Consider the following 13083-nt stretch of genomic DNA (forward strand, 5'->3'; position numbering starts at 1 on the left):
TATATCAATTCTCAGGTTGTAGGGACAGTAGGTGTCTTGGGCCGTGTTGTCCGGCGCGCCGACGAACCGCTATTGGAAGTTCCGCCATTGCTGGCTGTACCGCTTGCCGATGAACCCTCTTTGCTTCCGGCCACATCAAAAGACGCCAGGAATTCAGCATTAGTCTTGGTGTCACGCAGCTTTTTGATGAATCCCTCTACAAAATCGTACGACTCGTTCATATTTTTGCGGATCGCCCAAATGGTATCGAGTTCTTCCTTGCTCAGCAGCACCTCTTCGCGGCGTGTGCCTGAACGGCGGATGTCGATTGCCGGGAAGATACGGCGTTCCGCCAGCTTGCGGTCCAAATGCAGCTCCATGTTGCCCGTACCTTTAAATTCCTCATAAATGATATCATCCATACGCGATCCGGTATCAATCAGTGCTGTTGCAAGGATCGTCAGACTTCCGCCTTCTTCTACATTCCGCGCAGAACCAAAGAACCGCTTCGGACGGTGGAACGCCGCAGGATCTATCCCCCCGCTAAGTGTCCGGCCGGATGGAGGAACCACAAGGTTATAGGCGCGTGCCAACCGGGTAATGCTATCCAGCAGAATAACAACATCTTTTTTATGCTCAACCAAACGCAGTGCCCGCTGCAGGACAAGCTCAGCTACCTTAATATGATTCTCCGGAAGCTCGTCAAATGTGGATGCAACCACTTCGCCTTTTACAGAGCGCTGCATATCAGTTACTTCTTCGGGACGTTCATCAATCAGCAATACAAACAGTTCAATCTCGGGATTATTAGTGGATATACTGTTGGCAATTTCTTTCAGAAGGAGCGTTTTTCCTGCTTTGGGAGGTGCTACAATCAAACCGCGCTGCCCTAAACCTACAGGAGCAAGCAAATCCATTATTCGGGTAGATAAATGAGTAGGGGATGTTTCGAGCGGCAGCTTGTCTTGCGGATAAAGAGGTGTCAGCGCCGGGAAATGCAAGCGCTCCGCTGCACTGGCAGGATTCTCGCCATTCACGGCATTTACTTGAAGCAATCCAAAGTAACGTTCATTTTCTTTCGGTGTGCGGCATTTCCCGGAAACAAGATCGCCGCTTCTTAAATCAAATTTGCGAATTTGCGAAGCCGAGATATAAATATCTTCCGCGCTGGGCAAATAGTTAATCGGCCTCAGGAAACCATAGCCTTCAGGCAAAATCTCCAGTACGCCTTCCATGAACATGAGCCCGCTTTGCTCCGCCTGTGCACGAAGAATCGCAAAGATCAGTTCCCGTTTCTTGAGCGTTCCGTAGTAGGGAATCTGGTATTTCTTAGCCAGCTTATACAGATCGGTCAGCTTCATTTCTTCCAGATCGGAAATTTGAAGATCCATGTAATAACCACCTATTCAATTTTTGTATGAGTTCGGGCAAAATATGAGTCTATTAAATTGCTCATTAGGATAGGATTACCCAAATTGGAAGGAGATATGCAGTTTAGAGGCAAATATTACTCCTCCCAATTCCTCGGGCAACCTCAATTTCTATTCGTTCTCGCGCCAGACCTCGGCACCCAAATTGCGCAGATTGCTAACAAGATTATCATATCCGCGGTCAATATATTCCACACCCGTGACCTCGGTAATGCCTTCCTGAACAGTCAGTCCGGCAATGACCAGCGCCGCACCGGCGCGCAAATCGGCAGCCTTTACTTTAGCAGCGTTAAGCTTGCCGCCTTCAATAATAGCTGATCGCCCTTCTACGCGGATCTTTGCGCCCATCCGCACGAGTTCCGGCACATGCTTAAACCGGTTGCTGTAGACAAAATCGCTAAGGACGCTAACTCCCTCAGCCTGGGTCAATATACTTGTCATCGGGGATTGAAGATCGGTGGCAAAACCGGGGTATACCAAAGCCTTAACATCGACATGCTCATATCGGGCTCTGCCGATCACACGAATGCTTTCGTCCAGTTCTTCAATTTCTACGCCCATCTCCAGCAGTTTGGCGGTCAAAGCCTCCAAATGTTTGGGGATAACGTTATCTATTAACACGTTGCCGCGCGTTGCTGCAGCAGCAATCATATATGTCCCAGCTTGAATCCGGTCGGGAATGATGGAATGACGGCAGCCATGCATCTCCGTAACGCCTTCGATCCGGATGGTTTCGGTACCGGCGCCTTTAATAACTGCGCCCATAGAGTTTAATAGGGTAGCTACATCTATAATCTCAGGCTCTTTAGCCGCATTTTCAATAATTGTAGAGCCTTTGGCCCGTGAAGCCGCAAGCATAATGTTAATGGTCGCTCCAACGCTGGATACATCCAGATAAATTTTCGCACCGCGCAGTTCCTTGGCATAAAGATGAATCGAACCATGATCATTGGTCACGGTCGCTCCCAGCGCCTCAAAACCTTTAATGTGCTGGTCAATTGGGCGGGGTTCAAAATTACAGCCGCCGGGAAGACCAATTGTCGCTTCTTTGAATCTTCCAAGAAGCGCTCCCATCATATAATATGAAGCCCGCAATTTCTTAACGGGGCCGTTAGGCATTGGAATGGAGACGATACGGGAGGGATCAATTCTCATCTGGTTGCCTGACCACGATACAGTCGCACCAAGCTCTTCCAGAATTTCAGAGTAAACAGCCACATCACTAAGGGAGGGCAAATTATCCAGAACAACTTCAGATTCGGCTAAAATCGCCGCAGGAATAAGCGCAATTGCGCTATTCTTCGCTCCGCTGATGGTTACAACGCCCTCTAGCGGACGTCCACCGCCAATCATTAATTTTTCCATAGATTTATCTGGTTCCCCCTACGTGTATTGCAACTTATCCGGCAATACCTGCTGTGGCATTTTTGGTGAATAAAATGGAAAGACACCGGCTAAGCGGTGTGCTTTCCATATCAAACTATTCAACTGGACAGCGTTAAATAACCTGTCCCGGTGCATAAAGATATTAATCTGTGCAGATGCACAAAGGAAAGAGCACTCTTAACAAGGGTAGCTCGTCCGCTAAGGGCGGAAATAAATTACGCTTTGTTGCTGGATCCGAACTCGCGGATTTTGCCAATAACGGTTTGTTTGATGGCATCGCGGCCTGGTGCGATAAATGTACGTGGATCGTAAGCATCAGGTTTAGCAGCAAGAACTTCGCGAACTACTTTAGCAAATGCGATTTGGTTCTCAGTGTTTACGTTGATTTTGGAAGTACCCAGGGAGATCGATTTCTTGATATCGTGCTCAGGGATACCTGTACCACCGTGCAGAACCAGTGGAAGTTTAACCGCGTTGCGGATTTCTTCCATTTCTTTGAATCCGAGGTTAGGCTCGCCATGGTAAGGACCGTGTACGGAACCAAGTGCTGGAGCCAAAGTGTCGATGCCGGTTTCTTTAACGATGCTTACGCATTCGTTCAGGTCAGCATATTGAATGCCGCCGATAACGTCATCTTCTTGTCCGCCAACTGTACCTACTTCGGCTTCTACCGAAACACCTTTAGCGTGTGCATAGTCAACGACTTTTTTAGTCATTTCAATGTTTTCGCTGATTGGGTGGTGGGAACCGTCGATCATTACGGAAGTAAATCCGGCATCAATGGCTTCCTTACATTTGTCAAAGCTAGAACCGTGATCCAGGTGAATCGCTACAGGAACGGTGATTTTCATGTCATGAACAAGACCTTCAACCATCTTTACAACAGTGTAGAATCCGCCCATGTGACGAGCTGCGCCTTCGGATACACCAAGGATAACCGGTGATTTCTCTTCTTCTGCGGCACCAAGAATCGCTTGAGTCCACTCCAGGTTGTTGATGTTGAACTGGCCTACTGCATATTTTCCTTCAAGTGCTTTGTTTAACATGTCTGTCATAGATACTAATGGCATGGTTTCAATCCTCCTAAGAATGTTGGTTGCTTATATATAAGCCGACATCACATACAGGCTTATTATAGCACATCCTGTGTTAAATACTAAATAGGGTACACAAAAAAATGTCCCGGTGGGACGATATTCATCCAGCCCATATCCCAGCGGAACTCATCCTTTTTAGATTGTCCATTTCAGGAGCATCCCAAACTGCCTATTCCAACACTAGCTGCACTGGTCTATCGACTTGCTGTTAAGATGCATGTTCACGGCTACCCGCATCTCATCAATGTCAAAAGGTTTGGTAAAGTGCATCAGTGCTCCGAGTTTCGTCGCTTCCTTAATCATATCCAGCTCTCCGTAGGCAGTCATCATAATCACCTTTATGGCCGGATTGATTTCCTTCAAATGCTTCAGGATTTCGAGTCCGTCCATTCCCGGAATCTTCATATCAAGCAGAACCAAGTCTGGGGATTCACTACGAACAATGTCCAGTGCCAATTTTCCGTTAGCTGCTTGAAAAGTGGTATACCCTTCGCTATTAAAGACTTCCATGAGAAGAATCCGGATTCCGTTCTGATCGTCGACAATTAATACTTTCTTCTTTTCCATATCATACCCTCCCAGATTTAAGGCAGATTGACTATACCGCGCTCCGCACAGCTAACGGCCCACTACAACTTAGTCTATACGAAACCTATAATTCGTGCTTTACAGCCAAAATCCTGCTAATTGGATAAAATGGGTAAATACAATCCATATAATGGTTAAACACTGACTATCCGGGAATGGTAAATTCAAAACTATAAAAATTAAATTTCTCAACAGCAGAAAAGGTATACAAACCCTTGTAACCAAAAAAAACGGCTTTGCCGTCCTTAACGAAGGACGACATCCGTTTTTGCAGAAATGAAGGAAAAAGTATAGTGCACAACCTATAACTGTCCTATATTTCAAGCGGAAACGGCTTCACCGTCCTCAAAAGGACGGTATCCGTTTCAGCGAGAAATAGAAGGATAATTTATAGCGTGAAACATATAAATTCTTATATTTTGAAGAAAGCCTCCAGATGGAGGCTTTCAAAGGCCCGTGAAGGCCGGTTTGACATATGAACTACAGCTGTTCGGAATGAGTCAGCGAAGCTTTGACAAATTCACGGAAGAGCGGCTGCGGACGGTTCGGACGGGAAGTGAATTCCGGATGGAATTGTACCGACAGGAACCAAGGATGACCCGGAAGCTCCACAATTTCCACCAGACGTCCATCAGGTGAAGTCCCGGAGATCACGAGACCCGCTTTTTCAATTTCGTCGCGGTAGGCGTTATTGAACTCATACCGATGACGGTGGCGTTCATAGACCAGTTCATCATCATAGCAGGACATAGCCAGTGAATCCGGCAAAAGCTTGCAAGGATACAGTCCAAGACGCATGGTGCCGCCCATATCTTCGATATCCTTCTGCTCAGGGAGCAGATCAATCAGCGGATGCGATGTAGTCGGATCAATCTCCGAACTGTTCGCCCCTGCCAGTCCCAACACGGAACGGCCGTATTCGATAACGGAAACCTGCATTCCCAGGCAAATCCCGAAGAACGGGATCAATTGCTCACGGGCATAACGGATTGCGGAGATTTTACCTTCAATCCCCCGGTCGCCGAAGCCGCCTGGCACCAGAATGCCGCCTACTCCGCCAAGCAGTTCGTCCACATTCTCGTCGGTCACCATCTCGGCATCCACCCAGCGGAGCTTCACTTCCGCATTGGCTGCGAAACCTGCATGCGAAAGCGACTCCACCACACTCAGATATGCATCATGCAAAGCAACGTACTTGCCGACAATAGCGATCTCCACGGTGTGTTCCAGCTTCTGGATCCGCTCCAGCATGCTTTCCCATTCACGCATATCCGGCGCAGGTGTAGTCAGCTTCAAATGATTAACCACAATCTCATCCAGACCTTCATCACGCAGGTTAAGCGGAACCTCATACAGCGTGGAAGCATCACGGCACTCAACTACTGCATTGGCGTCGATGTCACAGAACAAGGCAATTTTGGCCTTCATGTCTTCAGAAAGCGGATATTCCGTACGGCATACGATCACATTCGGCTGAATCCCAATGCTGCGCAGCTCCTTGACACTATGTTGTGTCGGCTTTGTCTTTACTTCACCCGCAGCCTTAATATAAGGAATCAAGGTTACGTGGATATACATTACATTTTCCCGGCCAATATCACCCTTAATCTGACGGATAGCTTCCAGGAACGGCAGGCTCTCAATGTCGCCCACAGTACCGCCGATTTCGGTAATAACTACATCAGAACCAGTCTCGCGGCCGGCGCGGTATACCCGTTCCTTGATTTCATTCGTGATGTGAGGAATAACCTGAACCGTGCCGCCCAAATATTCCCCGCGCCGTTCTTTGCTGATTACGGAGGAATAAATTTTACCTGTCGTCACATTGCTGTTCTTTGACAGATTGATATCAATAAACCGTTCGTAGTGTCCAAGATCGAGGTCAGTCTCCGCACCATCATCGGTGACAAATACTTCCCCGTGCTGATAAGGACTCATAGTTCCAGGGTCTACATTGATATAAGGATCAAATTTCTGGATCGTCACCTTCAGACCTCTGTTCTTGAGCAGCCTGCCCAGCGAAGCAGCGGTGATGCCCTTGCCCAGGGAAGACACAACGCCACCCGTTACAAAAATATACTTTGTCACTGTAAAACCCTCCTAAATAAAGTCCAGAAATTCAGGCGACGCTTTTGTTTATCGTAACCCTTTTTTCCATCATCAAAACGGGGAACTTAAAAGTTACTTCCACCACCCCCAAAAAACAGGGATGCAATCATCCAATCACGGAAAAACCATCTAAAAAAACAAAAAAGTGACACCCGTAGAGCCGGGGCACTTTTTATTTTAGAAAATAATATTAACGTTCATTATAAGCCCATGCAATAGTTTACTCTGACGGTCCTACCCATGTCAAGGGAGGAATTCTGCCCTAGCGTACTATTCTAAAATCCGTCGTTCTCGTCCTCGTCGGCATCTTCGCCTTCGCCGTCTTCGGAATCATCTTCATCCACTTCGTCTTCGTCAATGTCATCTTCATCAATGACAACATCCTCGTCAACTTCTTCTTCGCTGTCGTCGTCTGAATAGAGGTCGTCGCGATCTTCGTCGATAACGTCGAAGTCCTCTTCCTCAGCAGCATAGTTCTCTTCTTCTTCGGCAAAATCATCATCTTCCAAATCGTCGTCTTCATCGTTGATGATACGAACGCGTTTGGTATTACCGACAGGATCATCGGAGCGTTCCAGAGGGTACCAGCGTTTCAGCCCCCACAGGTTGGTTCCGACACAGGCAAAACGCCCGTCAATGTTAATCTCGGTATATAACTGGGCAATAGTATCTTGGCTTTCTTGCTCGGTCATACCGCGCAGCTTGGCTACTTCAACCATCAGGTCACGGTAATAAAAAGGTGTGTTGGCTGCTTTAAGCACCAGGAAAGCCAGGTCCACCATCGGTATTTCTTTAACTTTCTCAGGGTCCAGCTTTAAATTGAGTGGCGTACTCACTAAAGGACACTTCCTCTCACGCATTGTTCACATTACAAATCATGCTTAATTTATCATATCCATTAACAAACCTAAGTAAAACCTATTTGCCAGCAAATTGCAAGTCAATTGCGGTGAGAGGCCGGAAGATTCGCTTTGCGGTCCTGGTGTGGAGATTTGTTTCTGGCGTTCCGGAAGGTTTGAAGCGCTTTCGGATGTCTCAGCCACTGCTGCACGGGCACGAACAAAGCAATTCGATCTGATCATATGTACCCGGCTGTCCCAACGCCAGGAAACCTGTGCTAAGCCGTCTTTGTTGAAAAGTACGCAAAGCCGCTTTTGTACAGCAGATATGGAGAAAGTACAGCACCAAGCTTATACTTCTAATTTGCTAAAAAGGCGGAGGAAATTCCTCCGCGCATGACTGTATCCACGCCAAGGATCGGCTCCTTACGGGATGTTGCAAAGAGAGGTTTAGATCTCTTCCGTTTATTTTATGTGAAGCGCCGCCTTTTGACACGATGGGCAGCCCATTTCGCTAAAAAAGGGCAAGTTCCCATTCGGACGTCCGCCTTCTTTCATACAATATGGCAGCACGGCACCGAGGAGGGGACGGCGTATAACTTATGGACTATTACGGATTTTGGCAGATGCTGCTTGATGAGATATCGGCTGCCCCCAAAAATACTACTGAGCGGCGAATTGTTACCTTCAACGATGCCCGCCAGTATGCCGGAGCGCTGTCACAGTGGAAGGCGCTGAAGAAAAAGCGGCCCGGGCTGCGGCAGGTTCAGGTTTCCCCGCTGATTCGGGCCTTCTTTCTGCCTGCTGCGGGTGCAGAAAGACTGATGGATAAATTCTCCGATTTGCTGCGTATTGAAAATGACCTGCGGATACAGGTCCACTCCGTGTCCCCGGACAAGAGCGGAACCGCCGTCATGCCATGGGGGGTGAAGGCGATACATGCTCCCCAGGCCTGGTCCAAATCAACCGGAGTGCATGTAAAAATAGGCGTTATTGACACGGGGGCCGATTACCGCCATCCCGATTTGAAGCATTCCCTGGCCTCCGGTGTGAATCTGCTGCACCGCGGCATGCTGCCGCTCGATGATAACGGGCATGGCACTCATATTGCCGGTACACTGGCCGCAGCGGGCGGCACGCGCGGAATGATGGGCGTAGCCCCGCGCGCACTGGTGTATCCGGTCAAAGCCTTTGACCACAGCGGCTCCGCCTATGTATCGGATATTGTCCTTGGGATCGACTGGTGTGTACAGAACAAGATCGACATTATCAATATGAGCTTCGGGATGAAAACAAGAAGCAAAGCACTTCATGATGTGGTAATCAAGGCCTATCGGGCCGGGATCGCCATCATCGCTTCCTCCGGCAATGACGGCAAACGGGGCGGGGACTATCCCGCCCGCTACCCCGAGACGATCGCCGTCGGCGCCCTGGACAGAAGGCACCGCGTAGCGGCCTTCAGCAACCGCGGTCCGTACATCGATGTGTACGGACCAGGCGAAAGCGTGCCCTCCTGCTGGCTGAGGGAGGGCTACAAAGAGATGAGCGGCACCTCCATGGCGACCTCGCATGTCACCGGTGCCGCTGCACTGCTGCTCGCGCTGCGGCCGTCGCTTACGCCGCGCGAGCTGAAGCTGCTGCTGCGCCGCACGGCTTCGCCGGTGCGGCTGCGCAAGGGCCAGCGCCGCGCTTCCCTGGGCGGCGGCGCGGCCGATGCCCTGCGCCTGCTGCGGGCGGGCGCACGGGCTAAGCCCGTTGCCGCCGCCGCGAAGGCGTAGGCAACGGGCGGCAGCTGCCGCCGCGGCGCTCTGCGGCGGCGCGCAGCAGCAGGCCCCTCCGGCACGGGGGCCTGCAACCAGCCCGGACCGGGGGCCGCCCAGATTGCGGGCGGTTCCCGGTCCGGGGTTATTCAAGGCAGGACCCGGCGGCGCCGGTACTGCCTCACGCAAAAAGCTCCGCCTTCCTTTCACCGGAAGGCGGAGCTTTTAAGTTTGCTGGCGCAAGCTGCAGCTACATGCGGTCAGGCGCAGTGACACCCACAAGGCGCAGCACGTTGGCAATCGTCGTGCGCGCAGCGCCCAGCAGGGCGAGACGGGCCACGGTCTGTGCGGCATCCTCGGTGATCACGCGCTCGGCTTTGTAATAGCTGTGGAACAGCGCAGCCAGATCGTAGACATAGCGGATCAGGCGGTGCGGTGCATAACCTTCGGCAGCAATGGCAATCTCCGCCGGTAATTCGCCGATTTTGCGGAGCAGGTCATATTCATGAGCTGCCGTCAGCTTCGTATAATCGATATCGGCGTAATCCGGCAATGTGATGCCCTGCTCTTCCGCCTGGCGGAAAATGCTGCAGATCCGCGCATGCGCGTATTGGACGTAGAATACAGGATTTTCATTGGACGTGGAAATTGCCAGGTCCATATCGAAGTCCAGATGCGAATCCATGCTGCGCATCGTGAAGAAATAACGGATCGCGTCGAGGCCGACTTCTTCCATCAAGTCTTCCATCGTAACCGCTTTGCCGGTACGTTTCGACATTTTGACCTTTTCGCCGTTCTGGAACAGACTGACCATTTGGGCAATCAGCACCACAAGCTTCTCCGAATCGTTGCCAAGGGCCGACATCGCCGCCTTCATCCGCGGAATGTAGCCGTGATGGTCAGCGCCCCAGATATTGATCATTTTATCGTAGCCGCGGCTATATTTATCGCTGTGGTAAGCAATATCAGGCGTGAGATAGGTATAGGTTCCATCGTTCTTGATCAGTACGCGGTCCTTGTCGTCGCCGTATTTGGTCGTCTGCAGCCAGGTTGCCCCGTCCAGCTCATATACCTCTCCGCGGTCGCGCAGCTCATCGAGTGAACGCAGGACCTGTCCATTCTCATACAGCGAGGTTTCGCTGAACCAGATGTCGAAGTTGACGCGGAAGCGGCCGAGGTCGCGTTTGATTTTGTCCAGCTCCTTGGTCAGGCCGTAAGTGCGGAAGAAAGCGGCACGGTCCCCCGGAGTCATCGCAAGCAGGGAATCCCCCTTCTCAGCCACAAGCTCTTTGGCAAATCCCTTGATGTCTTCGCCATGATAGCCGTCCTCCGGCATTTCGGCCGGCTGACCCAGTTCCTGCAGGTAGCGGGTCTCAATCGACTTGCACAGATTGGCCACCTGGTTGCCGGCGTCGTTGATATAGTACTCACGGGTTACTTTGTAGCCGGCATAATCCAGCACGTTGCAGAGCGCGTCGCCGACAGCAGCACCGCGGGCATGCCCCAGGTGCAGGCTGCCGGTAGGATTCGCGCTGACGAATTCCACTTCAACCTTCTGCCCTTGGCCAACATCTATGCGGCCGTAGTTGTCACCCTGCTCGTGGGCAAGAGCGATTACCGGATAAAGGTAGCTCTTGGACAAAGTAAAGTTGATGAATCCCGGTCCGGCAATTTCTGCTTTTTCAATAGAAGCACGACCTGTGTCCAGGTGCTCAATAATCGCCTCAGCGATCTGGCGCGGATTGCGCTTCGCAATCTTGGTAAGCTGCATCGCGGCGTTGGTTGCCAGATCGCCATGCGCTTTGTCCTTCGGCACTTCCAGCACGATAGCGGGAAGCTCTTCTCTGGTCACCAGGCCTGCGGCAACAACTGCATCGGCGATGGCTTCTTTCACCCGTTCATTGGCAAGCTGAAGCGGATTTGAACTTTGTGTCATGATTGTGGTTCCTCCTGTATATGCAAACTGATCGCGAACTGTCCTGATAACTCCTCGTAAACGTACAGATCATATTCCCATGAAGCCGTCAGCGACCGCCCGTTCCGGACCATATCCAGCTTCCGCGTTTCTGTAGAGAGATTGAACTGTGTGTAAGGGGAACGGTAGAATCCCGGCAGGCGGCGCCCCGGCGCAAAAGACTGCTCGGACTGGATTCCGCCGTGACGGATCAGCTTCAGCTCGCTGTCTGAAATCTTTATGGTGGTGCGGACGGAAACAGCCTCGCCCTGCGGGCCCTGACTGGACTCTTCATAACGGATATATAGCTGCGGCCCTCTGGCAGTAACTTCTCCGGCTGCTTTTACAACATTTCGCTGCCCGTCCTGCAGGCTTTCCAGTGTCACAGAAACACCGTATTTGTCGGACTGTACTTCAGCCATCACGTGTTCCTCGCTTATTCTTTCTTATATTTAATCAAAGTCATATTCGCTTTCCCATTGTACACTATATCCAGTTCAAGAGAGCAATTCAATGGCTAATTCGCCATGAAGAATAATTAAAGCGGACGCAATTCAAGCTTATCCTGGGCACGCAGAACTTCCACCATGGATAGCCAGGCCTCAGGCTTATCCTCCAGCACAGCATAATAGCGGGTCAGGAAATCGGCAACCAAAGATGCATCCAGCCGGTCCTGCTCCTCATCTGCGGGCATGAAACAAAGATCCAGTCCGGTTACCGCTTCCCCGTTGCCCATCCATGAGGGATGTACATAAGGAAAATCAAGACGTTTATAGCCTAAGTGCGACAGCACCTCCCGGCGTACAAACGGATCCATTGGCTTAACGCCTCCAAACTCATGATGCCTGGCCCGGTAAGGATCGTAGATTTCTGCGAACATACCATACAGCATTTTGCCGCTATCCGCAGCAAGCTTGTTCAGGTCTTTCAGCCGGTTCCGGGCCAGAAAACGCCCGATCCCCAGACCCTCCCGGCCAATGATGGTGAAGTCGGTCATTGCCACATTCCAGTCCGGATAATAACGGTATTCCGTTGTGCCCACCACAGCTCCATCATGGACGGCGGCAAATACGCGAATCCCGGGCTCTTCAAGCGGCGCTTTCCACAAGCTGTACTCCAGCACTTCCTCCGGCGGGAACACCTCTGCCAGCAATTGATGCACTTGTCTGAACAACGGGTCCCCAATATCGGTGATTCTTATATATTCCATATTCCATTTCCTCCTCCATCCGGTTATGAATTCACTACGACTTCATACACGTGAAACAAAGGGGTTGCGCCATTCCATCAGTGCAGCGAAATTGCCCGATTCTTCATCATCCAGATAATCGGCTACGACCCCGACCGGCGTCCGCCCGCAGCGCAGCAGGAAGGTAATCACAGGATCAGTTAGTGTGCCGGCGACCACTTCGGCCAGATACTTCTCCGCCGGCATCCGGGAAGCCTGCAGATGATAGCCGGGCATTCTTCCCGCTCCCAGTAGCCGCTCCAGCTTCTGCTCCACCACAACGTGATACAGCGACTGCACCAGTTCCTTGCCGAGACCCAGCTTGCGGTATTTGGGACGTACGCATAAATCGGCGATATACAGCGTATTTCCATCCGGCTGATGCGTGGTAATATAACCGTCTGCTGTAACCTCCGACCACGTATGATGAAGCCCTTCACCCTCCGGCTCAAAATTGATTTTCAGCCCTGTCACTGAGCCAGCCAGTTCCCCGTTCACTTCCACAGCGAGCGCGCCTTCCGGAAAAAGCGTCACATGATTCAGCAGCTGCTCCCGGTTCCACCATAATTCAGCAGGATAAGGCGGCGGAAATGCTTCGGACTGAATGGTGATCAGCTCGGCAAAATCGTCTTCGGTATACTGGCGGATAACCGCAGGCACCGGGATTTTTCCGTCAAAAGCATAAAAGGTTTTGTAGTACATACCGTGCTCCA

Annotated in this window: 11 protein-coding genes; 1 reads left to right on the forward strand and 10 read right to left on the reverse strand. The window is 51.0% G+C overall.

All coding sequences use genetic code 11. The annotated features are described in order from the left end of the window. Positions 1-11: 11 nt before the first annotated feature. The 6 genes from rho to rpoE form a co-directional block, all read right to left on the reverse strand. Positions 12-1370 (reverse strand): transcription termination factor Rho, encoded by a 1359-nt coding sequence (gene rho, locus NYE29_RS09430; protein WP_038584572.1) that lies wholly within the window; start codon positions 1368-1370, stop codon positions 12-14. Between the two features lie 150 nt (positions 1371-1520). Beyond that, entirely contained in the window at positions 1521-2774 is a 1254-nt protein-coding gene (locus tag NYE29_RS09435; RefSeq protein WP_038584569.1) for a UDP-N-acetylglucosamine 1-carboxyvinyltransferase, read from the reverse strand. A gap of 236 nt (positions 2775-3010) precedes the next feature. Next, positions 3011-3865 carry a class II fructose-1,6-bisphosphate aldolase gene (gene fba, locus NYE29_RS09440; RefSeq protein WP_038584566.1) on the reverse strand — a complete coding sequence of 285 codons (855 nt, stop codon included), beginning with the start codon at positions 3863-3865 and terminating at the stop codon, positions 3011-3013. Positions 3866-4072: 207 nt separating this feature from the next. After that, entirely contained in the window at positions 4073-4459 is a 387-nt protein-coding gene (locus NYE29_RS09445) for a response regulator (RefSeq protein ID WP_038584563.1), read from the reverse strand. Positions 4460-4960: 501 nt separating this feature from the next. Beyond that, the gene (locus NYE29_RS09450) at positions 4961-6568 is read right to left on the reverse strand and encodes a CTP synthase (RefSeq protein WP_340895621.1); all 1608 of its coding nucleotides are present in this window, start codon (positions 6566-6568) and stop codon (positions 4961-4963) included. Positions 6569-6864: 296 nt separating this feature from the next. Then, complete coding sequence (rpoE, locus tag NYE29_RS09455; RefSeq protein WP_340895624.1) at positions 6865-7425, reverse strand: DNA-directed RNA polymerase subunit delta; 561 nt, start codon at positions 7423-7425, stop codon at positions 6865-6867. Positions 7426-8030: 605 nt separating this feature from the next. Here rpoE and NYE29_RS09460 point away from each other — a divergent pair. Beyond that, positions 8031-9206, forward strand: coding sequence for a S8 family peptidase (locus NYE29_RS09460; RefSeq protein ID WP_340895625.1), 1176 nt, complete (start codon positions 8031-8033; stop codon positions 9204-9206). 232 nt (positions 9207-9438) lie between these two features. On the opposite strand, the gene argS is transcribed toward NYE29_RS09460, so the two are convergent. The 4 genes from argS to NYE29_RS09480 form a co-directional block, all read right to left on the reverse strand. Next, entirely contained in the window at positions 9439-11124 is a 1686-nt protein-coding gene (argS, locus tag NYE29_RS09465; protein WP_076114094.1) for an arginine--tRNA ligase, read from the reverse strand. Continuing rightward, positions 11121-11564, reverse strand: coding sequence for a DUF1934 domain-containing protein (locus tag NYE29_RS09470; protein WP_076114093.1), 444 nt, complete (start codon positions 11562-11564; stop codon positions 11121-11123). Before NYE29_RS09470 ends, argS begins: the two co-directional genes overlap by 4 nt. Before the next feature lie 116 nt (positions 11565-11680). Then, on the reverse strand, positions 11681-12352 hold the full coding sequence (locus NYE29_RS09475; protein ID WP_076114092.1) for a GNAT family acetyltransferase: 672 nt from the start codon (positions 12350-12352) through the stop codon (positions 11681-11683). Positions 12353-12394: 42 nt separating this feature from the next. Beyond that, a complete protein-coding gene (locus NYE29_RS09480) occupies positions 12395-13072 on the reverse strand; it encodes a GNAT family N-acetyltransferase (protein WP_076114091.1) in 678 nt (225 codons plus the stop codon). Positions 13073-13083 lie beyond the last annotated feature (11 nt).

The organism is Paenibacillus sp. FSL M7-1046 (assembly GCF_038007405.1).
In the GTDB taxonomy this organism is placed as follows: domain Bacteria; phylum Bacillota; class Bacilli; order Paenibacillales; family Paenibacillaceae; genus Paenibacillus_AQ.

What these genes read in the sequence shown, in the direction of transcription:
- rho (WP_038584572.1), bottom strand. Translation starts at nt 1,370, where the DNA reads ATGGATCTTCAAATTTCCGATCTGGAAGAAATGAAGCTGACCGATCTG.
- NYE29_RS09470 (WP_076114093.1), bottom strand. Translation starts at nt 11,564, where the DNA reads ATGGCTGAAGTACAGTCCGACAAATACGGTGTTTCTGTGACACTGGAA.
- NYE29_RS09435 (WP_038584569.1), bottom strand. Translation starts at nt 2,774, where the DNA reads ATGGAAAAATTAATGATTGGCGGTGGACGTCCGCTAGAGGGCGTTGTA.
- NYE29_RS09480 (WP_076114091.1), bottom strand. Translation starts at nt 13,072, where the DNA reads ATGTACTACAAAACCTTTTATGCTTTTGACGGAAAAATCCCGGTGCCT.
- fba (WP_038584566.1), bottom strand. Translation starts at nt 3,865, where the DNA reads ATGCCATTAGTATCTATGACAGACATGTTAAACAAAGCACTTGAAGGA.
- NYE29_RS09445 (WP_038584563.1), bottom strand. Translation starts at nt 4,459, where the DNA reads ATGGAAAAGAAGAAAGTATTAATTGTCGACGATCAGAACGGAATCCGG.
- NYE29_RS09460 (WP_340895625.1), top strand. Translation starts at nt 8,031, where the DNA reads ATGGACTATTACGGATTTTGGCAGATGCTGCTTGATGAGATATCGGCT.
- argS (WP_076114094.1), bottom strand. Translation starts at nt 11,124, where the DNA reads ATGACACAAAGTTCAAATCCGCTTCAGCTTGCCAATGAACGGGTGAAA.
- NYE29_RS09475 (WP_076114092.1), bottom strand. Translation starts at nt 12,352, where the DNA reads ATGGAATATATAAGAATCACCGATATTGGGGACCCGTTGTTCAGACAA.